Genomic DNA, 22,409 nt, shown 5'->3' with positions numbered 1-22,409 from the left:
TGGCAGCGCTGTGACTCAATCACGGGCAAGACAGCGGGAGGCTTGGACGGGCAAGCATCCGGCAATCCTGCCCCATGACAGGTCTGCGGTTGAAAAAGGCGGCACCGGCCCATCCGGTTCACCCTTATCGCCCGGGGGCCACATCTGCGGCAAACGCCCGGAAAATCATGCGGCCTGAAGGGCCGGAATTAAAAACCGGCGGGCATCATTGAGAAGCCCGCCGGAAACCTTATTAGCGGCGAATGCCGAGAGCACCGATCAGCTTGGTGTAACGGGCTTCGTCCTTCTTCTTCAGATAGTCGAGAAGCGAACGACGGCTCGAAACCAGGGTCAGAAGGCCACGACGCGAGTGGTTGTCCTTCTTGTGATCCTTGAAGTGACCGGTCAGGTTGTTGATCCGCTCGGTAAGGATTGCGACCTGAACTTCCGGCGAACCGGTGTCGCCTTCCTTCGTTGCATATTCCTTGATGAGGGCGGCTTTACGCTCTGCAGTAATCGACATCGGACGATCCTTTCAGTTTTAAGGAAAACGGGACGCCTAGAGCCGGGATGTCGTCCAGCTCTGGCCATGAAAAGCGAAGGCAAAGCCCAAGCTGGCGCTGCCTATAAACTATTCCGGGTGCAATGGAAAGAGGCGATTGACAGCGCTCCGCCACGCGTCAGCAAACGCGTGACGGTCCGACTCAGCCGAAAACCCTCTTCGGGCGAAACTCGCCTTCGCCGATTTCGCCAATGGCGACCAGCTTGCCATGTGCCGTAGCGTAGGCTTCCGGATGGCTGGCCGGCGCATCGCGCCCGCGCAGCAGGATAGGGTTGCCCATCTTCAGCCGGTGCGCCTGGTCGTCATTGATAATAAGGCGGGGAAGGGCGGAAAGCGCTTCGGCCGTGTCGATCAGATAGGCGTCCAGCGCTTCCAGCCGCTCGTCGCGGTCTTCAACGGCTTCAAGCGCGGTGAGCGTTTCGAGCGGCACCATCATGTCTTCGCCGAATGGAGCGACCATGGTGCGGCGCAGTTCCGAGATATGGCCGAAACAGCCGAGATCGCGGCCCATGTCACGCGCAAGCGCCCGCACATAGGTGCCTTTGCCACATTCCACTTCGAAATGGGCCGTATCGGCATCCGGGCAGGCCAGCAACGTCAAGCGATGGATTTCCACCTCGCGTGCGGGAATTTCCACGGTCTCGCCGTCACGTGCCAGATCATAAGCGCGTTCACCGGCGATCTTGATAGCGGAGAATTGCGGCGGGGTCTGCATGATCACGCCGGTATAATTGGGCAGAAGATCGCGGATCGCCTGCTCGTCCGGGCGCTGATCGGAAGATTCGACCACTTCGCCTTCCAGATCGTCTGTCGTGCGCTGCTCGCCCCAGGTCACTGTGAATTCGTAGATTTTCCGGCCGTCCATGACGTAAGGCACGGTCTTGGTGGCGTCACCAAGCGCGATCGGCAACATGCCGGAGGCCAGCGGATCAAGCGTGCCCGCATGGCCTGCCTTCTGGGCATTGAACAGCCACTTGATCTTGGAGACGGCCTCGGTAGAGCCGAAATCGAGCGGCTTGTCGAGGATCAGCCAACCGGAAATCGGACGGCCCTTGGGTTTGCGGTTCTGCTGTTTGCGTGGTTTGGACATGCTTCAGTTCTGTTCGTCGTCTTTTTCGTTTGAAGGTCCAAGATCGCGCTGCACTTCGGGCGAGCGTAGAAGCGCGTCGATCTTCTGATAATTGTCGAAACTCGTATCGTCGCGGAAACGCAGTTCCGGCATGTATTTCATCTGCCGGAGCTGCGGGCCGAGGCGGCCGCGCATGAACTTGGCATGGCGGTTGAGTGCCGTGATGATATCGGTGTGGTCGGCAACGCCGAGCGGCGTCACGTAAGCTGTCGCGATCTTGAGATCGGGAGACATGCGCACTTCCGAAATGGAAATGACGGTGCTTTCGATCAGATCGTCGCGGACTTCCCCGCGCTGGAGAATCTGGGTCAGGGCGGCGCGCACCTGTTCGCCGACGCGCAGCATGCGTTGGGAAGGGGCCGATGATGTAGCTTTTGCCATTGGTTATGCCTCAAACGGAGCGAGCGCCGGTAAGCCGGCGCCCGACAGTAAATTCCTGTTTTGCGGCGAGAACGCTCTTTGTTCTATCGCATTTCCGGACGGAAAACCGGGGGTCCACTTTTCCTGGAAATGCTTTAGAGCGTTCTCGTGATGTGTTCGACGCGGAAGCACTCGATGGTGTCGCCGGCGCGGATGTCTTCGTAGTTTTCGAAGGCCATACCGCATTCCTGACCAACAGGCACTTCGTTGACTTCGTCCTTGAAGCGCTTGAGGGTCTTGAGCTTGCCTTCGTGGATGACGACGTTGTCGCGTACCAGACGAACACCCGCACCACGTTCCACCTTGCCTTCGACGACACGGCAACCCGCGACCTTGCCGACCTTGGTGATGTTGAACACCTCGAGGATTTCGGCATTGCCGAGGAAGGTCTCGCGACGTTCCGGCGAAAGCAGACCCGACATCGCCGCCTTCACGTCATCCACCAGATCGTAGATGATGTTGTAGTAGCGGATCTCGATACCGGCGCGTTCGGAAGCCGTACGTGCCTGTGCATTGGCGCGAACGTTGAAGCCGATGATTGCGGCGTTGGAGGCCTCGGCAAGCGAGATATCCGATTCCGTGATGGCACCAGCACCCGAATGAACGATACGAGCGCGGACTTCGTCGGTGCCGAGCTTGTCGAGCGAAGCGATAATGGCTTCGACCGAGCCCTGCACGTCTGCCTTGATGACCAGCGGGAATTCCTTCATTCCCGACGTTTGCAACTGGCTCATCATCTGTTCCAGCGAACCGCGCTGGCCGGTCTGACGTGCGACAGCCTTGTCGCGTGCCAGACGCTGGCGGTACTCGGAAATCTCGCGAGCACGGCTTTCGTTTTCGACAACCGCGAAACGGTCACCGGCCGACGGCGTCCCGGAAAGACCGAGAATCTCGACCGGCATGGCCGGACCGGCTTCCTTGACATGTTCGCCCTTGTCGTTGACGAGCGCGCGCACACGGCCCCACTGATCACCGGCAACGATGATCTGGCCGGGCTTCAGCGTGCCCTTCTGAACCAGAACCGTGGCAACGGCGCCGCGGCCGCGGTCGAGCTCGGCTTCGATGACCGTACCTTCCGCCGTGCGGTTCGGGTCCGCCTTGAGGTCAAGGATTTCGGCCTGCAGCAGGATCGCTTCAAGCAGCTTGTCGAGGTTGAGCTTGTTCTTGGCCGAAACTTCGACGTCAAGAACTTCACCACCCATCGATTCCACGAAGACTTCGTGCTGCAGAAGCTGCTGGCGAACCTTTTCAGGGTTGGCCTCATGCTTGTCGATCTTGTTGATCGCAACGACGATCGGAACACCCGCCGCCTTGGCATGGTTGATGGACTCGATCGTCTGCGGCATCACGCTGTCGTCTGCGGCAACCACCAGAACGGCGATATCCGTCGCCTGCGCCCCACGGGCACGCATGGCGGTGAAGGCGGCGTGGCCGGGGGTGTCGATGAAGGTGATCTTCTGACCGTTCTTCTCGACCTGATAGGCGCCGATATGCTGGGTGATGCCACCGGCTTCGCCGGCAACAACGTTCGCCTGACGGATGGCGTCGAGAAGCGAGGTCTTGCCGTGGTCGACGTGACCCATGATCGTCACGACGGGCGGACGCGGCAGCATTTCGCCTTCGTCGTCCGCCTGGTTGAAGATGCCTTCTTCCACGTCGGATTCGGAAACGCGCTTGACGGTGTGGCCGAATTCGACCGCAATCAGTTCCGCCAGATCGGCGTCGATCACGTCGCCCGGCTTCATCATCTGGCCTTCCTTCATCAGGAACTTGATGACGTCGACGGCACGTTCCGACATGCGCTGCGACAGTTCCTGAATGGTGATGGTTTCCGGCAGGATCACTTCGCGCATTACCTTTTCACGGGTCTCCTGCATCTGGCTGCGGCGGAACTTTTCCTGCCGGCGGCGCATGGATGCCATGGAGCGGCCACGCGGCGTACCGTCTTCATCCAGGTTGGACGAGGTAACGGTCAGCTTGCCACGGCGGCGTTCTTCTTCTGTCTTCAGGCGTGCAGCCGGCTTGGCCGGCGCCGGCGCTGCAACCTTGCCACGGACTGGCAGGTTACCACGGCGTGCACCGCGATCGTCCTCCTCGTCGCCGTCAGTGCGGCGACCGCGCGGAGCGGCAGTTTCGGTGGCCGGGCGTGCAGGGGCAGCGGCGGGCTGAGGACGAGCCTCGGCGCGCGGCGCCGGCTGAGCGGCAGAAACCGGCTTTTCAGCGGCCGGTTCGGATTTCGCTTCCGCGGCCGGCTGGCTTGCCGCGAGCTTTGCTGCTTCAGCCTCCTCGGCGGCGCGGCGGGCGGCCTCTTCCTTTTCCGCGGCAATGCGGCGTTCTTCTTCCACCTTGCGGCGAGCCTCTTCTTCGGCGCGCTGCTTGGCTTCAATGACGTCACGGGCCTGCGCTTCCATCAGTGCGCGGCGACGGGCTTCCATTTCACCGGCGGAAAGGTCATGCAGAACATTGCCGCGCGGACGCTCCGGCTGGCGCTGCTGGGGCGCAGACGAGCCGGGACGCTGCTGCTGCGAAGGGGAAGAACCCGGACGCTGCTGCTGGTTGCTGGGCTGGTGGATGCGTGGCTGCGGAGCCTGTGGACGCGGCGCTGCTGCGGCGGGAGCCGCCGGCTTCGGAGCGGGGGCCGCAGCCGAATGTACCTGCTTCTCGTCTTCGGGACGCATGGGGCGGCGCTTGCGTGTTTCCACGACAACCGCGTTGGTGCGACCTCGACCCATATCCTGCCGCACGGTGCCCTGATTCATCCCGCCCGGCTTCAGGGTAAGAGTCTTCTTGGCAGGCGCGTTGAGTGTCTTGTCGTCGTTGTTGTCGGTCATTCCGTTCCCGTTCCTTCGGACGAGAACCGGATGACGTTCATCAGGTCTCGTCGTTCAATTGCTGCATCGGAACGCGGCGACCGTTCATATCGGGCAACCGCGTCATTGTTCTGTCCGGGCAGCGTCGCGTTCCGCATGAGCCCGACCGCCATTGCGGTACTGCTCAAGCATCGTTGCGCGCTTCACTACACCCTCACCCGCCTGCCCTGCAAGCGCGCAGGCATGGATAAAAGCATTCTGGCCCATCAACTCGTCCATTTCGGCTTCGCTAAAGAGCCGGAAGGACGGAATTTCATTGCCGGCATCGCTGCCGAGTGCCCAGGCCTTGCGGGCCTGGTCCAGTTTTCTGACGCCATCGGCCGCAGCGTCGGTCGCGTGAAACACGGCGATCGCGTTCCCGGACCGGACGGCAGCATCGACCTTCGTCGCGCCGCTGATGAACTGGCCCGCCTTGCGCGCCATGTTCATCATGCCAGCCACATGCTGCGCCATCAGACGGTCGAGAAGAGCGAGAAGCTCAGGCCCGGCCTTGACGTCACGTTTCAGAGCCCGCGCGAAGAGCTTCTTCGCGATGGCTTTCTCGATCAGGGCGCGCTCGGGTGTCACCCAGCAGCCGCGTCCCGGCAATTGGCGTTTCAGGTCCGGAACGACGTCGCCGTCCGGGCCTGCGACGAAGCGGATCAGCTCATCTGGCGATCCGCTCTGCCGTGTCACAATGCACATACGTCCATTGACGTCGCCTTTGATCCGCCCGTCATCGTCAGTCTCGGGCAGCTCGTCCGGCTCATGCGCCTGCGATGTCATTCCTGCTCGGCGGTATCCGCCTCCTCGGCAGCTTCCGCATCGGCTTCCTGTTCGGAAGCGAGCTCTTCGGCGGTGATCCAGCCTGCCAGAAGGCGAGCCTGCACCACCATGTTCTCGGCCTCGACGCGCGAAACATCGAGCTTGGAGAAGATGCCTTCGAACTTCTTCGTCTCGCCGTCCTTGCGCTCGCTCCAGCCAACGAGATCGTCCGCTGCACAGCCGGCAAAGTCTTCGATGGTCTTGATGCCGTCTTCGCCGAGCGCAACCATCATCTGCGAGGTCAGGCCGTCGATCTGGCGCAATTCGTCGGAAACGCCGAGTTCCTTGCGCTTGGCATCCATTTCGGCTTCCAGGCGTTCCAGATATTCGCGGGCGCGGGTCTGGATTTCATCGGCGGTGTCTTCGTCGAAGCCATCGATCGAGGAAATTTCGTCGAGATCGACATAAGCCAGTTCTTCAACCTGCGCGAAGCCTTCCGAAGCCAGAACCTGGCCGACCATTTCGTCGACGTCGAGCGCTTCCATGAACAGGGCCGTACGCTCGTTGAATTCCTTCTGGCGACGCTCGGATTCTTCCTGCTCGGTCATGATGTCGATGTCCCAGCCGGTTAGCTGCGATGCCAGACGCACGTTCTGACCGCGGCGGCCGATGGCGAGCGACAGCTGCTCGTCGGGAACAACCACTTCGATACGCTCGGATTCTTCATCCAGAACGACCTTGGCGACTTCCGCCGGCTGGAGGGCATTGACGATGAACGACGCCGGCTCCTGGCTCCATGGAATGATGTCGATCTTCTCACCCTGGAGTTCGCCGACGACGGCCTGAACGCGCGAACCGCGCATACCGACGCAGGCGCCGACCGGGTCGATCGAGCTATCGTTCGAGATGACGGCAATCTTGGCGCGTGAGCCAGGATCACGGGCAACCGACTTGATCTGGATGATGCCGTCGTAGATCTCAGGCACTTCCATGGTGAAGAGCTTCACCATGAACTGCGGATGGGTACGCGACAGGAAAATCTGCGGGCCACGCTGTTCGCGGCGAACGTCGTAGACGTAGGCGCGTACGCGATCGCCGTAGCGCATGTTTTCGCGCGGGATCATCTCGTCACGACGGATAATGCCTTCGCCACGGCCGAGATCGACGATGACGTTGCCGTATTCGACGCGCTTGACGGTGCCGTTGACGATTTCGCCGATACGGTCCTTGAACTCGTCATACTGGCGGTCACGCTCGGCCTCGCGCACCTTCTGCACGATGACCTGCTTGGCGGACTGGGCAGCGATACGGCCGAAATCCATTGGCGGCAGCGGATCTGCAATGAAGTCGCCGAGCTTGGCGTCCGGGTTGCGGTCGCGGGCAAGCTCCAGCGGGATCTGGGTCGAATAGTCCTCAGCCGCTTCGACAACTTCCAGAAGACGCTGCAGGCGGATTTCGCCGGTCTTGGAGTTGATGTCGGCGCGGATATTGGTTTCCGAACCATAGCGCGAGCGGGCGGCTTTCTGGATAGCGTCGGCCATTGCGGCAAGCACGATTTCGCGGTCGATGACCTTTTCGCGCGCCACAGCATCGGCGATCTGCAGAAGCTCAAGCCGGTTAGCACTCACTGCCATTTTTTTATCTCCGTAAGTCGCATAATTGCGGGGATCGCCCGTTTTCCGGGCTTTACGTTGGAATTAGTCTTCGTCTGCTTCGTTTTCGTCGTTCTGGTTTGCGGCAGCGGCCTTGGCCGCCTTGTCTGCCCGCAGCGCATCACGAATAAGGTCGTCCGTCAGAATGAGCTTCGCATCGGAAAGCGCAGTGAACGGAATAACGACTGTCGGCTCTTCGCCATAAGCGATCTGGTCGCGTTCCAGCTTGAAACCGTCAGCATCAACCTCAACGATCTTGCCGCGAAACCGCTTGCGGTTCTCGACCAGAATGGAGGTTTCGACCTTCACCAGATGGCCCTGCCAACGGGTGAAATCCGATTTGCGAACCATCGGCCGGTCGATGCCGGGCGAGGAAACTTCAAGATGATACGCTTTATCGACCGGATCTTCCACATCAAGAACCGGTGAAATGGCCATGGAAATGGCTTCACAGTCCTCAACGGTCATCGTGCCGTCTTCCCGTTCCGCCATCACCTGCAGCGTCATGCCGTTCTGATTGGAAAGCCGCACGCGCACCAGAACATAGCCCATACCCGTCAGAACGGGTTCGATGATCTCGGCAATACGCTGGTCGATGCCGGTTTCGGTTATAAGTCGCGGTTCGTGTGCGGTGTCTGCCATCTGGCCTTCCGGTTTTGGATTGTCGCCGGGCTTTCAGCCCTCTGTTTCCGGTTCGCCTAACGAAAAAGAGCGGAGCCTTGCGGCCCCACTCTTCATCAAGCGATCAAGAATTTCAGTGGTCATATAGACCCATCGGTGCAGGATTGCAAGGTTTTCGCGGGTAGACTCGCTTCCGCTGCGCCCTCGGCCATATTTTCACCCTTCCCGTGCGGGAAAGGCTGGCATGATTTTCGGCACTGTCTATAGTTGCCGTTTGATAAATCGCAGTTGCATCAAGTGGACAGAGCGTGCCTGACCGTAAATCGCCACTCGCGCCTTTAAGGCATTTGACTTACAGACGAATCTGGATCGCGAGCCTTGCCTCGAATTTCGGCGGACTGATCCAGGCGGTGGGCGCCGCATGGATGATGACCTCGCTTTCAAGTTCGGAAAACATGATCGCGCTGGTGCAGGCCTCCACCTCATTGCCGATCATGCTGTTCTCGCTGATTTCAGGCGCGCTGGCCGATAGTTTCGACCGCCGCCGCATTATGATTTCGGCGCAGCTTCTGATGCTGACGGCCTCCGTGCTGCTGACGGTCTTTGCCTGGTCCGGCTGGCTCACGCCGTGGCTTCTGCTCTTCTTCACCTTCATGATCGGCTGCGGCACCGCGCTCAACAATCCGTCCTGGCAGGCCTCCGTCGGCGAAATGGTGCCGCGCGAGGATTTGCCCGCCGCCGTCACGCTGAACAGTGTCGGCTTCAATATTACCCGCAGTGTCGGCCCGGCCATCGGCGGTATCATCGTCGCCGCCGCCGGTGCGGCCGCCGCATTTTTCGTGAATGCGCTGAGCTATTTCACGCTGATCTACGCCCTGTTTCGCTGGCAGCCGCCCAAATATGCCTCGACCTTGCCGCGGGAGCAGCTTCTGGCCGCCATTTCGGCCGGCATGCGTTATGTGGCGATGTCGCCCAATATCGGCAAGGTGCTGGTGCGCGGCTTCCTTTTCGGCCTTTCAGCCAGCGCCATCCTCGCCTTGATGCCCATCGTCGCCCGCGACCTGGTGGAGGGCGGCCCGCTGACCTATGGCGTCATGCTGGGTGCCTTCGGCGTCGGCGCGATTGGCGGTGCGCTGATCAGCGCGAGATTGCGCGAGGTGCTGTCCAGCGAATGGATCGTGCGCGTCGCATTTCTAGGCTTCGCCTTCAGCGCCGGCGTAACGGCGGTGAGCACGAGCGCGATCATCACGTCACTGGTGCTGACCGTTGCCGGCGCCTGCTGGGTGCTGGCACTGTCGCTTTTCAATACCATTGTCCAGCTCTCCACCCCGCGATGGGTGGTTGGCAGGGCGCTCTCGCTTTACCAGACGCTCACCTTCGGCGGCATTGCGGTCGGCAGCTGGCTGTGGGGTGAGCTGGCGGAAGATTACGGCATTTCCTATTCGCTGCTCTGTTCCTGCGCACTGATGCTGCTCGGTGTCGTCGTCGGCCTCAAACTCGCCATGCCAGCCTTCGCCTCGCTCAATCTCGATCCGCTCAACCGTTTCGTGGAGCCGCCGCTGAGACTGGACATCAAGCCGCGCAGCGGGCCCATCGCCATTCTCATCGATTATGAAATCCATGACGAGGATCTCGGCGAATTCCTGCCGCTGATGGCCGAGCGCCGCCGCATTCGCATTCGTGACGGCGCGCGCAACTGGAACCTGATGCGCGATCTCGAAAACCCCGACATCTGGACGGAAAGTTACCATGTGCCGACCTGGGTGGAATATGTCCGCCATAATCACCGCCGCACCCAGGCAGATGCAGAGGCCTGGGACCGGCTGCTGGAGCTTCACCGCGGCAAGACGCGGCCACGGGTGCACCGGATGATCGAGCGGCAGACCATCCCGCCGACCGACGATATCTTTCACAAGCCTCATACCGATCAGCATTGAGAGACGATGGGTAAGTGAGTGGCGATGCCCTTCCCACACTCTCCCCGTCATCCTCGGGCCTGTCCCGAGGATCCAAACACCTATCATTAAATCAATCGGTTGCAGATGCTCGGGACAGGCCCGAGCATGACGGAGGAGAGGTTTTCACACGTTGCCAGCAACGCTACTTCAGCTTCGCCTTCAACGTCGCATCGGGAAAGCAGGTTGGAGCGAGCCCGTTTTTCGACTGCCAGTCCCCAAGCGAGCGGCGCGTCTTGAAACCGGCGAGGCCATCTGCCTTGCCGACATCATAGCCCTTGGCGACCAACGCCTTCTGCATTGCCAGAACATCCGAGCGCAGCATCGATCCGACATTGCCCCATTCCCCCTGGAACGGCCCCGCGCCGTGGGCGATGCGGTCAGCGAGATTGCCGATGAAAAGCGCATAGAGATCGGAATTATTATATTCCTTGATGACGTAGAAATTCGGCGTCACCACGAATTCCGGCCCATGCCGCCCAGCCGGGACCAGCATCATGCCATCGGCAGAGAGGTCATTGGCCGGGAAGGCTTTTCCGGAAATGCGTGTGATGCCCATTTTCGCCCAGTCCGCCACAGGTCGTGCGAGATCAGGCCCTTCCTGCGCGCAGGAAACATTGGCGGGGATCGAGACTTCGAAACCCCAGTCGCGATTGCGTTGCCAGCCGCGCTGAGAAAGATAGTTAGCTATGGATGCCAACGCGTCCGGCACGGAGTTCCAGATGTCACGGTGGCCGTCGCCATCAAAGTCCACGGCATACTTCAGATAGCTCGACGGCATGAACTGCGGCTGACCGAGCGCACCGGCCCAGGAGCCCATCATGCGAGAGGCCACGATATCGCCACTCTCGACGATCTTCAGCGCATCGATCAACTCGGCGCGAAACATCTCCTTGCGGGTAGACATATAGGCTTTTGTAGCCAGCACATCGACCACGGAATGCGGCAGCTTGGCTCGGCCGAAACCGGATTCGCGGCCCCAGATCGCAACGACGATATCACCCGGCACACCGTATTTAGCCTCTATCCGGCGCAGCGTCGCCGCGTGGGTGGAAGCAAGCGAACGCCCGGTGGCGGCAAGACCCTGCAGCCGCTTTTCCGAGAAATAGGCGCCGGGCGAGGAAAATTCCGCCTGGCTCTGGCTCTGCTCCTTTGGCGGCTTCTGGCCGGGAATGACGAGATCGGGCAGGTTCCAGCTGATGGAGAGACCGCCGAGCGTGGCCTCAAGCGTCCTTTGCGAAATGCCGGCCTTGCGCGCTTCCGGCCAGATTTCCTTTTTCAGCCAGGCATTAAATTCGGCATCATATCGGGCTGCCGCTGCTCCTGTCGGTGCCGATTGCGCCAACGCCGTCGTTGCTGAAAAAACGGAAAGAAGGGCAGCCAGCGCCTTCGGGGCAAAACGGTTTCGCATTCGGTCTCCTCTTTGAATGACGGGGAGGGAGGGGGACTTCAGATTGTCGTTCGCGCCCGAAGCGCGGCCGTCAAGGTGCCCTCGTCGAGATAATCGAGCTCACCGCCCACCGGCACGCCATGCGCAAGCCGGGTGATCTTGATGTCGAGACCGGAGAGGCGGTCGGTGATGTAATGGGCGGTTGCCTGCCCTTCCACCGTCGCATTGACGGCGATGATGAGCTCGCGGATGCCGCCGGCGCTCACACGGTCGATCAGGCCCTTGATGTTCAGGTCCTCCGGCCCGACCCCGTCGAGCGGCGACAGAGTGCCCCCCAGCACGTGATAGGCAGTGTTCATCGCACCCGTCCGCTCCAGCGCCCAGAGATCAGACACATCTTCCACCACGATGATGACCGACTGGTCGCGCCGGTCGTCGGCGCAGACGGTGCAGGGGTCTATCGTATCGACGTTGCCGCAGCAGGAGCAGATCTTCACCTTGTCATAGGCCTCGCCCATGGCATGGCCCAGCGGCCCGAGAAGCTGTTCCTTCTTCTTGATGAGATGCAGTGCTGCCCGCCGCGCCGAGCGGGGCCCAAGCCCCGGCACTTTTGCCAGGAGCTGGATCAGTTTTTCGATTTCGGGGCCGGTGACTCGTTTTGCCATGAGCGCTTTCTACTGCATAAATCGGGAAACGGGAATCATGAAGCGCAAAGGGTTGTTCATGAAAATCAGGGCGGTGTGCCGGGGCGAGGCGAAAAGGCTGCCGGGAAAGACCACGAAGACGGGCATCTTCAAACACGCCGTGCAGGGTCCCGTCATGGTCGATGCGGAAGGCATCGTCAGTGACGCCGTCTGCAATCGCAAACATCACGGCGGGCCGGATCAGGCGATTTACGTCATGGGCTCCGCCGATCTCGACTTCTGGTCCCGCTCTCTGGGCTTTGCGGTCGAACCCGGGTTTTTTGGTGAGAACCTCGTTCTTGATGGTGTCGACAGCGCAAAACTCCACGTTGGCGACAGGTTCTTGGCAAATGACGTTGAGCTGGAAGTGACCGCCGCCCGCATTCCCTGCGCCACCCTGTCGGTTCGCATCGGCGATCCCGATTTCGCACTGCGTTTCCGTCGGGCGGGCCAACCGGGATTCTACTGCCGGGTGCTGAAAGGCGGCATGTTGGCTGCCGGGGAGGATATCGTATTCAAACCCTATCGAGGATTGAAGCTGCCAATACCGACCATTCTGCAGCGCTTTCGCCCCATGCAGCTCAACGCAGCCGAACGCCGGGCCTTTCTGGAAACGCCGCTGGCGAGCCGGTTTCGCGCGATGCTGGAAGCTTGAAGCCGGCCATGGGACAAGGAGGGCGCCCGCTCCATGCGCTTCGCCCTCTCTTCAGATCGGTTATATCAGAACGGCAGTTTCATGCCGGGCGGGAGCGGCAGGCCGGCGGTCAGCCCAGCCATCTTTTCCTGCGCCTGCGCTTCGCCTTTCTGCTTGGCATCCTTATGCGCTGCGACGATCAGGTCCTCAAGGATTTCCACCTCGTCTTCCTTCAACAGCGAGGGATCGATTTTCAGGCCGCGCATTTCGCCCTTGCCGTTCAGAATGACGGTCACCAGACCGCCGCCAGCACGCCCCTCGATTTCGAGCGCAGCGATTTCTTCCTGCACCTTCTCCATCTTGGCCTGCATTTCCTTGACCTTGCCCATCATGCCCATGATGTCACGCATGTGCCAATCTCCTGTTCTTTTTGTTTAAAACTCGATGTCGTCGCCAGGAAGGATGTCGCCTTCGCTCGATTCGGCAACCGATGGCGGCGCGATCTCTTCAGCCTCATCCTGTGCGGCGGCGCGGATGCGCACGTCGGTAATTTTTGCGCCGGGAAACTGCGCCAGGATGGCAGCCACATCAGGGTCCTGGCGTGCATCGACGAGACGCGCGTCCCGTGCGTTGCCCTCAGCCTCGACAAGGGTCGGTTCCCCCTGCTCCTTGCTGAGGCTGATGATCCAGTGGATGCCGGTCCATTCCTTGAGCTTGACGCCAAGTTCGCCGGGCAGGGAGCCGGGGGCACCTTCCCCGAGGCGCATATCGAGCCGGCCGGGCTCCAGCCGTACCAGCCGTACAAAGTTGCGCACTTTCGCCCGCATGACGGGATCGCGGTTCTTCTGACACAGATCGGCAATATCCTGCACGGAACTGACGGGAACTTTCGGCTCCGGCCGCTCCTCCGTTTTCGGTGCTGCGACCTGCATCTCCTGCGGGCGGCTATCTGGAACGGCGCGCAGTATGGCGGAGGTCTGTGGCGTTGCCTGGCGCTGGTTGGGAAGATCGACAGGTCGTCCCGCGGCCACGGTCTGTGCTGACGAATAGGCGCGCGCACCGCCGCCATTGCCACCGCCGGAAGGTCCGCCATTGGCGTAACCCCCGTCACCGTTCGAAAGCTCCAGCAAGCGCCGGGCAGCATCTTCGGGTGCGGGAAGATTGGCAGCGTGCGCCAGCCGGATGAGAACCATTTCGGCAGCGCCGGCCGGGCGCGAGGCGTTTTCCGTTTCCGGTATGCCCTTCAGCAACATCTGCCAGATCCGCGAAAGCGCGGTGACCGCAATCGTGTCGGCAAATTCTGCACCGCGCACGCGCTCTATTTCAGAAAGCGAGGGATCTTCCGCTGCATCCGGCACATATTTCATGCGGGTCACGAGATGGGTGAAATCGGCGAGATCGTTAAGGACCACAACCGGGTTCGCGCCCGCCTCATATTGACCGTTAAATTCCGACAGAGCGGCCGCGACATCGCCTTTGACGACATGCTGGAAGAGATCGACGATGCGGGCCCGGTCGGCAAGACCGAGCATGCCGCGTACCGCTTCAGCTTCCACCCGGCCACCACCATGGGCGATTGCCTGATCGAGCAGCGACAGGCCGTCACGGGCAGACCCTTCCGCCGCGCGGGCGATCATCGAAAGCGCCTGCGGTTCGGCTTCGAAACCTTCCTTGCCGGCGATGGCGGTAAAAAGGCCGACGAGATCGGCGGCGCTGATGCGGCGCAGGTCGAAACGCTGGCATCGTGACAGAACCGTGATCGGAACCTTGCGGATTTCCGTTGTGGCGAAGATGAACTTCACATGCTCCGGCGGCTCTTCCAGCGTCTTGAGCAGGCCGTTGAAAGCCTGCGTCGACAGCATGTGCACTTCGTCGATGATATAGACCTTATAACGCGCCGAGACAGGGCGATAACGCACCTGTTCGATGATTTCGCGAATATCGTCGATGCCGGTATGGGAGGCGGCATCCATCTCGATCACGTCGACATGGCGACCTTCCATGATCGCCTGACAATGTTCACCGGGAATGCGCAGATCGATGGTCGGCTTGTCGATGGTGTCGGTTTTGTAATTCAGCGCTCGGGCGAGAATGCGGGCCGTGGTCGTTTTGCCCACGCCGCGGACGCCGGTCAGCATATAGGCCTGCGCAATACGTCCGGTCTCGAACGCGTTTGTCAGCGTGCGGACCATCGGCTCCTGTCCGACCATCAGATCGGAAAAATCCTTCGGGCGATATTTGCGCGCCAGTACCCGATAGCCGGTCCCGACCTGGGATTCGCTTGATGTGGTGGGTACGCTGTCGTTCATCGCCTCGCCAGTTTGTTTTGCCAGTTTGTCTTGGGGCGCTGAACTGGCCCGGCGAAAGCTGAGCACGTCTTTTAAAAGGTGGGAGGCTGGCACGGCGACCCGTGCCGGGCTCGTTAGGGCTGCTTCCTTCCGGACCTGACCCGGTTGGCGAGTGGCTCGTCCACCACCAACCTCCCGGGGCCACATATCGGCAATATCGACAGCAAATGCAAGCCAAGCATTCAAAAAACTGCTATCACAATGAAAACAAACATGGAGGACACCTTGGAGACATTCCAGCTGGACGAAAGACTGGCGCGCGATAGCGTGCTCGTGACGCGTTTGGGGCTATGTGAACTGCGTTTGCAAAATGACAGCCGCTGGCCATGGCTGGTGCTGGTGCCGCAGCGAGAGGGCGTCAGCGAGCTGTTCGATCTTACTCCGCTTGATCAGGCCGTTCTGACATTCGAGACCAATCTTGTCGCGTCCGCCTTGAAAGAAATTACCGCGGCCACCAAGATCAATGTGGGCGCTCTGGGCAACATCGTCCGGCAACTGCATGTCCATATTATCGCCCGCAATGAAGGCGACACCTGCTGGCCCGGCCCCATCTGGGGTCACGGGACGCCCGTGCCTTATGCCGCGGGCGAAAAGGAAACTTTGATGAAAAAAATCTCCGGCGCACTCTGATGATTTCCATGAAAATTTTTGAAACCACTGCCCCCCATCCCGAAGCAAGTCTGCTGACGGCTTTTTCCAAAAATGCCCTCGATCGTTTCGCGGAAAAGCGGACGGAGGAATGCGTTGCCGATGCCCTGAAAGTCGACGGCACTCATATTTTTGCCTTTTCGGGCAGCCGGCTTGTCCTGAAGCATGACGAACAGGTCATCGACCCCCTGTTTTCCGCCTATGAGCTGGCCGAATTGCAGCCGGATTTCGACAATGCCGTCCTGCTTGGATATCGGGAGACCGGCGAACCGCGAATCGCCGTTCCGGTTGCCGTGGCCGAAGACCAGCTGGCGAGCCACTACAAGCTCGCCGACGCCCGCACGCTTTATCGCGATCACCTGCTGGAAGAGGAATTGCTGAGCGAGGTCGCCCAGGCCGTCAGCCTCACACATTGGAACGCCGACAACCGCTTTTGCGGGAAATGCGGTGGGGCCATGGAGCAGCGAATCGGCGGCTACAAGCGCATCTGCGCCGCCTGCAGCCACACTATTTTTCCACGCACTGATCCCGTCGTCATCATGATGACGATCGATATCGAGCGCGATCTGTGCCTGCTTGGCCGCGGAGCGCATTTTGCGCCGGGCATGTATTCGTGCCTCGCCGGTTTTGTGGAACCGGGTGAGACCATCGAACAGGCTGTTCGCCGTGAAACGCACGAGGAATCCGGCGTCGAAATCGGCCGCGTCCGTTATCACGCCTCCCAGCCTTGGCCGATGCCGCATACGCTGATGATCGGCTGTTATGCCGAGGCGTTGTCTTTTGAGATCGCACGCGATGAGGTCGAGCTTGAGGATTGCCGCTGGTTCACGCGGGAAGAGGTGGCAAAGATGCTGGAGGCCCCGGCGGGCGAAGGTCTTTCTGCGCCGCCCATGGGAGCCATCGCGCATCGCCTGATGCGCGACTGGGTGGAATGGCCAAGGTAGGAGATCGCGGCAGGCTCAGCTCTGGTTGAGCTTGCCGCGCATCGCATGGCCCTTGTAGACGCCGAGAATGCGGACTTTTTCAGAGAAGAAGCGCAGCTCGTCCAGCGCATGCCGCACGGGTTCGTCATCGGGATGGCCTTCAATGTCGGCATAAAATTGCGTCGCCACGAATTTGCCGCCGAGCTGGTAGCTTTCGAGCTTCGTCATATTGATGCCGTTCGTCGCAAAGCCACCCATGGCCTTGTAGAGTGCCGCGGGAATGTTGCGGACGTTGAAAACGAAGGTCGTGACGACGATTTCTTCGCTCGACTGGCGCTTGGCCCAGTTTTCATCGCGGGAAAGCACTACGAAGCGCGTGACGTTGTTTTCCGAATCCTCGACATTCTCGGCGAGAATATCGAGACCGTAAAGGCTGGCGGCAAGACGCGGCGCAAGCGCCGCCATGCTGCGGTCGCCCGTTTCGGAAACGAGCCTTGCCGATCCTGCCGTATCGCCGGCGATGACGGGTTTCCAGCCGTTGGAACGAATGATCTTGCGGCACTGGCCAAGTGCGTGGATGTGGCTGTGGACGGTGCGGATTTCGTCCTTTTTCACGCCCGGCATCACCATCAGCTGAAAGCGGATCGGCATGAAATATTCGCCGATGATATGCAGGCGCGATTCCGGCAGCAGGTGATGAATATCCGCCACGCGGCCGGCCAGAGTGTTTTCGATCGGGATCATGCCGAGATCGGCTTCGCCGTTTTCAATGGCGTTGAACGCATCCTCGAATGTCGGACACGGCAATGGTTCCATGTTCGGAAACATGTCGCGGCAGGCCATGTCGGAGTTCGCGCCGAATTCGCCCTGAAAGGCAATGCGATTGGTGATCAAGCTCATGGGACTGTCCGTTAAAGGGTTCTGCTTGCAAGAATTTTGCGGGCTTTTTCGAGATCGTGCGGCGTATCGACACCGAGCGGTACGGAGCGGACGATCTCGGCATCAATGCGCATGCCCGCTTCGAGAGCACGCAGCTGCTCCAGCCGCTCGCGCTTTTCCAGCGGTGAGGGCGGTAGACTCACGAATGTCTCGAGCGCAGCACGGCGATACGTGTAAAGCCCGATATGATGATAAAGCGGCCCCTCGCCGTAAGGCGCGGTGGTGCGGGTGAAATAAAGCGCGCGCAGACGGGTTTCGGAAAGTGGGCTGCCCACAACTTTCACTACGTTCGGATTGGTTTTTTCTTCCTCGTCGGTGATTTCGACCGTCAGTGTCGCAATGTCGACGGCGGCGTTCTCCAGCGGGCGCAACGAGGCGCGTATAGTTTCCGCCTCGATGGTTGGAAGGTCGCCCTGAACATTGATGACATATTCCGCCTTGCCATAGGGGTCTGCCTTCTGCAGCGCTTCGAAAATGCGATCCGAACCGGATTGATGGTCGTCACGCGTCATCATCACGTCGAAACCGGCATTTTGAACCGCCGAAAATACCTGTTCGTCATCGACCGCGACGACGATTTGCTCCGCGCCGGCCTCACGTGCCCGCTGCGCAACCTGCACGATCATCGGCTTGCCACCAATGTCGGCAAGCGGCTTGCCGGGCAGGCGCGTGGAGGCCATCCGCGCCGGTATGAGGACGACAGCTTTCTCGAAATCCCGATTATTCATCCGACACCCTTCAAATCCCGCCCGAAAAGTGTCAAAACGTCACGGTGTGGGGAGCATTATTCAAGTTGCGCAGGCTGTGCAAAAGCCATAGCTTTCGAGCAATTTCAAGATGCCCGTTATATCGAGCGGATGCGAGGGAGCGCGTTTAGATGAATTCTTATGTTAATATGGGCGTTGGGGCGTTTCTGGGTACAGTATTCGTCCTGATGTCGGTGTCGATTGCGTCCGAGGGCATTTTCCATGCGCCCGCGCCCGAAAAGGAAGGTTACGCCATCGTCGCGGAAGAAAGCAGCGGCGGAACGGGCGGCGGAGAAGCGGCGGCTGCGGCCACCCCGATCGCACAGTTGCTCGCCAGCGCGGACGCCGCCAAGGGCGAAGCGGTCTTCAAGAAATGTACGAGCTGTCATACCGGAGAGAGTGGTGGTGCAAACAAGGTCGGCCCCAATCTCTTCGATGTCGTCAACCGGCCGATCGCCAGCCACGAAGGTTTCAGCTACTCCGCAGCGATGAAGGATTTCTCCAAGGGTGGAGCCGAGCACTGGGATTACGATCATCTCAACTATTTTCTCGAAGCCCCGAAAAAGCACGTTCCAGGCACGGCCATGGGCTTTGCGGGTGTGAAGAAAGAAACGGAAAGAGCAGATCTTATTGCCTATCTCCGCACGCTGTCTGCGAACCCGGCGCCGCTGCCGGATCCGGCTGCAGCTCCCGCGCCGACAAATTGAAGGTGACGACAGTTCATGAGAAAAGCCCGGCAGAGATGCCGGGCTTTTCTTTTCGCAATCTTGCCTTGCCTCTTGAAGATCAGAAGCCCTTGCCGCCCCGCAACTCGGAAATCACCGTTCCGACCATGATCCTGACATCCAGCCAGACCGAAAAATTTTCGACATAATAAAGATCGGAAACGATGCGTGCCCTTGCCTTGTCGCTGCGATCCGTTGGCCCGCGCAGGCCCCGCATCTGGGCAAGTCCCGTGATGCCTGGCCGCATCCGGTGCCGCAGGTGATAGTGCGGAACCAGCTCCTCGTAGAGACGGCCGGCCGCCAGCATGCCGATGGCATGGCAGCGCGGTCCGACCAGCGACATGTCACCCTTGAGCACATTGATGAGCTGTGGCAGCTCATCAATATTCGTGCGCCGGAGAATGGCGCCGATGCGGGTTATTCTCGGGTCATCCTTCACTGTTTGCGCCACGCCGGTAGCGTCGCACATGTCTGTTCTCATTGAGCGAAATTTATAGACGCGAATCTTCCGTCCATTCATGCCCCAGCGGACCTGCGAGAACAGGACCGGCCCGCGGCTGTCGAGTTTGACGAGCGCTGCCACCGTCAGCAGGACGGGAGCCAGTGCGACGAGGGCGATGGACGCCCCCGCAATGTCCATCGTTCTTTTGAGCGCGAACTGGCCGCGTTGTAGTGGAGATACCCGTTTCTCAAAAATGCAGGGCTGCGTTTCCGGTGTCTCGAAAGTGATGGCCGAGGAATAGGGATCGCCGAAAAAAACGGCATGGGATGAGCCTTTAGTACCCAACATAATATAGGATCCTGAAAAACTTATTTTGATAGAAGAAATTTAATTTATATGAACGATTAATAATTCATTTACCCTAAAAAGTCATCCGAAATGTAGCCGTGTCTGGGCAAATATCAATCTAAAGTTAACGTATGCACGCAGGTGTTGCACTTCAGGTGCCGATTCGCCGCCCTGGATGGGGCGGCGGCCGGTTCGGCCACCGAAAAGCGTGAAACGAAAGGGATGAAGGACGTGGACCTCGGTCGCTTCGTCCTTCGTTACCGGGACTTGGCGACGATTTAAAAACCTGTCAGCGACCCATCAGAATGTCGAGCAGGGTGGTTTGTTTCGGTCCCGACACGTCAGGCGCTTCACCGCCAATATCGGCCGGCGGCACAGGGCCGTTGCCGGTGGAATAACGGGGTTCGATATCCCGCGAAGGAATATTAGCCGGCGGCGTCAGCCCTCCCGGCTGCCCATCTGGCTGATTCGGTGTGGGTGATGCCGGCGCCGCGGGATAGGCGCGGTTATCAGTCGTTCCGCCGCCCAGCGCGTTGGAAATGATGTCGCCAATGGAGGAGGGCGCATTCTCCGGCGCCGGTTGCTGCATATCCATGAGCGGCGGCACGCCGCCTGCACCAAGACCGAAGAGGGGCGAAGGCGAAAGACCGGAATGAGCCGCGGTCATGAACTCTTTCCACGCCCTTGCAGGAAGGCCGCCGCCCGTGACCTTTTTCATGGAGGTGCCGTCGTCGTTTCCAAACCAGACGCCGGTCGTCAGATTGCTCGTATAGCCAACAAAGAGCGCATCGCGAAAAGACTGCGTGGTGCCGGATTTCCCCGCTGCCTGCCAGCCCTGCAGGCGCGCGGCCTTGCCGGTACCTTCGGTGATGACGCGCGACAGCATGCCGTTCATCGTGGCGGCAATTTCTTCGCTCAGCACCCGTGGCGGATTGTCATATTTGTTTTCATAAAGCACCTTGCCATCGGCATCGGTGATACGCTTCACGATGTGCGGCGTGGCTTTATAGCCGCCATTCATGAAGGGGGCATAAGAAGCTGTCAGTTCCATCAGCGACACTTCCGAAGTGCCGAGCGCGATGGAGGCATTGTTCTGCAGCTCCGATTCGATGCCCATGCGATGCGCCACCTGTGTCACCCGCTCGGGACCGACCTCCATCACCAGCTGGGCGGCGATGGTGTTCAGGGAGTTGGCCAGCGCCGTGGCCAGTGTCACTTCGCCGCGAAATTTCTTCTCATAATTTTCCGGGGTCCAGTTGCCGATACGAACAGGCCCGTCATTACGAATGGTATAGGGCGTGAGCCCGGATTCGAGGGCGGCGACGTAGACGAAGGGCTTGAATGCCGAGCCGGGTTGCCGTTTTGCCTTGGCGGCGCGGTTAAACTGGCTTTCGGCATAATCCGCACCGCCCACCACGGCCCTGATCGCCCCCGTACCGTCGATGGAAACCAGTGCCGCCTGGGAGGCGCCCTGTTTTTTGCCGTCGCCCTGCAGCACGTGGGTCAGCGCCTTTTCGGCATCGCGCTCGAGATCGGGATCGATTGTCGTATCGACGACGATATCCTGCTTGACCTCGCCAACCAGGCCGCGCACCTCTTCCAGCACCATGTCGGCGGCGTAATGTTCGGCACCGGACCAGAAGCGTTTCGCTTTGGTCGGCGGCTGCGACATGGCGGTCTTGATCTCATCATCGGTAATGAAACCGACGTCGCGCATGGATTGCAGCACGACCTGCGCCCGTTCTTCCGCTGCCTGTGGGTCCCGTGCCGGCGAAAGGCGCGAGGGCGCTTTGAGAAGCCCGGCAAGCATTGCCGCTTCGCCCAGATTGACGTCGCGGGCGGATTTGTTGAAGTAGCGCCGCGAGGCCGCCTCGACGCCATAGGCGTTGGATCCGAAATAGACGCGATTGAGGTACATCGCCAGGATCTGATCCTTGGTGAACTTGTGCTCCAGCCAGAAGGACAGCAGCACTTCCTGAACCTTGCGTTCGAGGGTCCTGTCCGGCGAAAGGAAAAGGTTTTTCGCCAGCTGTTGCGTCAGTGTCGAGCCGCCCTGCACGGTTCGCCCCGTCAGCACATTCGTGACGATGGCACGTCCGAGACCAAGCGGATCGACCCCGAAATGGGAATAAAACCGCCGGTCCTCAATCGCCATCACAGCCTGTGGAATATAGGGCGACATGTCTTCCAGCGCGAGCGCCTCGCCGCCGGTCGTGCCGCGGTTTGCAAGCACGCTGCCATTCACGGAAACGATCTTCACATTCGGCGGACGTTCTGGAATGGACCAGCTGCTGGCACTCGGCATGCGCGCGCCATAATAAAGCACAAGTCCGGCAATCCCGATACCGCCCCAAATGCCCAGCACGATGCACCAATAGACGAGGGACCGGATGAAACCCGTCGCCCCCCGACCTGTGCCGCGGGCGCGCTTTTCGTTTTTCGTCTTGGGTCGGCGTGAAGCCTGTTTCGGTTTCTTCGGCGACTGTTTTGCAGTGCCGCTGATGCGCTCGCTGGCGTCAAGACGCAGATCGTCACCGGACTCGTGGAAATCCCCGAAGGAGGGTTCTACCCGTTCGCGTGATCTACCCTTGCCTGCCATCCAGCCGAAATCGCTCCTTTTGGGGGACCGCCTGTGCCTTGTCGGTCTCAGG

General features: G+C 60.2%; 20 protein-coding genes and 1 other RNA gene. 5 read left to right on the top strand and 16 right to left on the bottom strand.

The genetic code is table 11. The features are described from left to right. Nucleotides 1–232: 232 nt before the first annotated feature. The 7 genes from rpsO to rimP form a co-directional block, all read right to left on the bottom strand. Nucleotides 233–502, bottom strand: coding sequence for a 30S ribosomal protein S15 (gene rpsO / locus WA845_RS04915; protein ID WP_004439050.1), 270 nt, complete (start codon nt 500–502; stop codon nt 233–235). A gap of 181 nt (nt 503–683) precedes the next feature. Beyond that, a complete protein-coding gene (gene truB / locus WA845_RS04910) occupies nt 684–1,631 on the bottom strand; it encodes a tRNA pseudouridine(55) synthase TruB (protein ID WP_004439053.1) in 948 nt (315 codons plus the stop codon). Nucleotides 1,632–1,634: 3 nt separating this feature from the next. Continuing rightward, entirely contained in the window at nt 1,635–2,051 is a 417-nt protein-coding gene (rbfA, locus tag WA845_RS04905) for a 30S ribosome-binding factor RbfA (RefSeq protein WP_004439055.1), read from the bottom strand. A gap of 134 nt (nt 2,052–2,185) precedes the next feature. Continuing rightward, the gene (infB, locus tag WA845_RS04900; RefSeq protein WP_004439058.1) at nt 2,186–4,921 is read right to left on the bottom strand and encodes a translation initiation factor IF-2; all 2,736 of its coding nucleotides are present in this window, start codon (nt 4,919–4,921) and stop codon (nt 2,186–2,188) included. A gap of 102 nt (nt 4,922–5,023) precedes the next feature. Beyond that, nucleotides 5,024–5,725, bottom strand: coding sequence for an RNA-binding protein (locus WA845_RS04895; RefSeq protein ID WP_004439062.1), 702 nt, complete (start codon nt 5,723–5,725; stop codon nt 5,024–5,026). Continuing rightward, entirely contained in the window at nt 5,722–7,338 is a 1,617-nt protein-coding gene (gene nusA / locus WA845_RS04890) for a transcription termination factor NusA (protein ID WP_003524306.1), read from the bottom strand. The genes WA845_RS04895 and nusA overlap by 4 nt, the downstream gene beginning before the upstream one ends. 63 nt (nt 7,339–7,401) lie before the next feature. Then, nucleotides 7,402–7,998 carry a ribosome maturation factor RimP gene (rimP, locus tag WA845_RS04885; protein WP_004439068.1) on the bottom strand — a complete coding sequence of 199 codons (597 nt, stop codon included), beginning with the start codon at nt 7,996–7,998 and terminating at the stop codon, nt 7,402–7,404. Between the two features lie 287 nt (nt 7,999–8,285). Here rimP and WA845_RS04880 point away from each other — a divergent pair, with 287 nt between their 5' ends. Beyond that, a complete protein-coding gene (locus WA845_RS04880) occupies nt 8,286–9,914 on the top strand; it encodes an MFS transporter (protein ID WP_004439071.1) in 1,629 nt (542 codons plus the stop codon). Between the two features lie 163 nt (nt 9,915–10,077). Here WA845_RS04880 and WA845_RS04875 read toward each other — a convergent pair whose 3' ends face one another. Beyond that, a complete protein-coding gene (locus tag WA845_RS04875) occupies nt 10,078–11,343 on the bottom strand; it encodes a lytic murein transglycosylase (RefSeq protein ID WP_112556106.1) in 1,266 nt (421 codons plus the stop codon). Nucleotides 11,344–11,381: 38 nt separating this feature from the next. Continuing rightward, the gene (recR, locus tag WA845_RS04870; protein WP_003507177.1) at nt 11,382–11,987 is read right to left on the bottom strand and encodes a recombination mediator RecR; all 606 of its coding nucleotides are present in this window, start codon (nt 11,985–11,987) and stop codon (nt 11,382–11,384) included. Nucleotides 11,988–12,024: 37 nt separating this feature from the next. Here recR and WA845_RS04865 point away from each other — a divergent pair, with 37 nt between their 5' ends. After that, complete coding sequence (locus WA845_RS04865; protein WP_162719270.1) at nt 12,025–12,660, top strand: MOSC domain-containing protein; 636 nt, start codon at nt 12,025–12,027, stop codon at nt 12,658–12,660. Between the two features lie 65 nt (nt 12,661–12,725). Here WA845_RS04865 and WA845_RS04860 read toward each other — a convergent pair whose 3' ends face one another. The 3 genes from WA845_RS04860 to ffs all read right to left on the bottom strand — a co-directional run bounded on the left by WA845_RS04860 (nt 12,726) and on the right by ffs (nt 15,123). Then, on the bottom strand, nt 12,726–13,049 hold the full coding sequence (locus WA845_RS04860) for a YbaB/EbfC family nucleoid-associated protein (RefSeq protein WP_004439084.1): 324 nt from the start codon (nt 13,047–13,049) through the stop codon (nt 12,726–12,728). A 24-nt stretch (nt 13,050–13,073) separates the two neighbouring features. Next, nucleotides 13,074–14,948 carry a DNA polymerase III subunit gamma/tau gene (locus tag WA845_RS04855; RefSeq protein ID WP_112556104.1) on the bottom strand — a complete coding sequence of 625 codons (1,875 nt, stop codon included), beginning with the start codon at nt 14,946–14,948 and terminating at the stop codon, nt 13,074–13,076. 78 nt (nt 14,949–15,026) lie between these two features. Further along, nucleotides 15,027–15,123, bottom strand: an RNA gene (gene ffs / locus WA845_RS04850) — signal recognition particle sRNA small type. Nucleotides 15,124–15,188: 65 nt separating this feature from the next. On the opposite strand from ffs, the gene WA845_RS04845 reads away from it, so the two are divergent. Both WA845_RS04845 and nudC read left to right on the top strand, forming a co-directional pair. Continuing rightward, complete coding sequence (locus tag WA845_RS04845) at nt 15,189–15,617, top strand: HIT domain-containing protein (protein WP_006699828.1); 429 nt, start codon at nt 15,189–15,191, stop codon at nt 15,615–15,617. Further along, nucleotides 15,617–16,579, top strand: a complete 963-nt coding sequence (gene nudC, locus WA845_RS04840) for an NAD(+) diphosphatase (protein ID WP_112556102.1) — start codon at nt 15,617–15,619, stop codon at nt 16,577–16,579. Before WA845_RS04845 ends, nudC begins: the two co-directional genes overlap by 1 nt. A 15-nt stretch (nt 16,580–16,594) precedes the next feature. On the opposite strand, the gene WA845_RS04835 is transcribed toward nudC, so the two are convergent. Then, nucleotides 16,595–17,458, bottom strand: a complete 864-nt coding sequence (locus WA845_RS04835) for a prephenate dehydratase (RefSeq protein WP_004439096.1) — start codon at nt 17,456–17,458, stop codon at nt 16,595–16,597. Between the two features lie 11 nt (nt 17,459–17,469). Beyond that, nucleotides 17,470–18,225 (bottom strand): 3-deoxy-manno-octulosonate cytidylyltransferase, encoded by a 756-nt coding sequence (locus WA845_RS04830; protein ID WP_112556100.1) that lies wholly within the window; start codon nt 18,223–18,225, stop codon nt 17,470–17,472. Between the two features lie 149 nt (nt 18,226–18,374). Between WA845_RS04830 and WA845_RS04825 the strand changes: the two genes are divergently transcribed. Then, the gene (locus WA845_RS04825) at nt 18,375–18,950 is read left to right on the top strand and encodes a c-type cytochrome (RefSeq protein WP_004439101.1); all 576 of its coding nucleotides are present in this window, start codon (nt 18,375–18,377) and stop codon (nt 18,948–18,950) included. A gap of 79 nt (nt 18,951–19,029) precedes the next feature. Here the strand turns inward: WA845_RS04825 and WA845_RS04820 are convergent, their stop codons facing one another. Both WA845_RS04820 and WA845_RS04815 read right to left on the bottom strand, forming a co-directional pair. Continuing rightward, entirely contained in the window at nt 19,030–19,758 is a 729-nt protein-coding gene (locus WA845_RS04820) for a sugar transferase (protein WP_072493781.1), read from the bottom strand. Nucleotides 19,759–20,047: 289 nt separating this feature from the next. After that, complete coding sequence (locus WA845_RS04815) at nt 20,048–22,357, bottom strand: PBP1A family penicillin-binding protein (protein WP_112556098.1); 2,310 nt, start codon at nt 22,355–22,357, stop codon at nt 20,048–20,050. Nucleotides 22,358–22,409: the final 52 nt, after the last annotated feature.

Origin of the sequence: Agrobacterium sp. CMT1 (assembly GCF_037203725.1) — a bacterium.
Lineage (GTDB): Bacteria > Pseudomonadota > Alphaproteobacteria > Rhizobiales > Rhizobiaceae > Agrobacterium > Agrobacterium pusense.
Note: the sequence above shows the minus strand (reverse complement) of the source record. Positions and strands in the feature narration are given on the sequence as shown.